We start from the raw sequence: 388 nt of genomic DNA, 5'->3' as shown, positions 1-388 counted from the left end.
AACACGCGGCCAGCCTGAACCCCGCCTTGCGACGTGCTTTGAAATGCGCGCTTACACTTGGAGTGACTTAGCGCCCTCGCTCACAGCCGCCTTTCCTACCTGGCGTCAAGCTGGCAGTGCCATGACGGGACTTTTCCAGACCGCTATATACGTTGGCTCCAAGCCTGTCCCGCTAGAGCACCGGACGATTACACGGACGCATATCCGGCTGCCTTGAGGTAGTTCCAACACTCTTGTGGCTCGAAGAGATCGCAGATGCCTCCGAGGGCTCGCCAGAGCGCCTCAAAGGTCCGGGCCTCAGCCTTGCGCAGGTGCGCTTTGATCTTGGCAAAGGCCTGTTCGATCGTGTTGCCATGATGCCTCTCAATGACTGCTTCCTGTTGACGTT

Annotated in this window: 1 pseudogene; it reads right to left on the bottom strand. The window is 58.5% G+C overall.

Going from position 1 to position 388, the window contains the following annotated elements:
• Nucleotides 1-188: 188 nt before the first annotated feature.
• Nucleotides 189-388 (bottom strand): annotated as a pseudogene (locus OC446_RS30670) (hypothetical protein); the annotation flags it as partial.

It is taken from the genome of Microvirga sp. Mcv34 (assembly GCF_024519725.1).
Lineage (GTDB): Bacteria > Pseudomonadota > Alphaproteobacteria > Rhizobiales > Beijerinckiaceae > Microvirga.
This window is presented reverse-complemented; position numbering and strand designations above follow the sequence as displayed.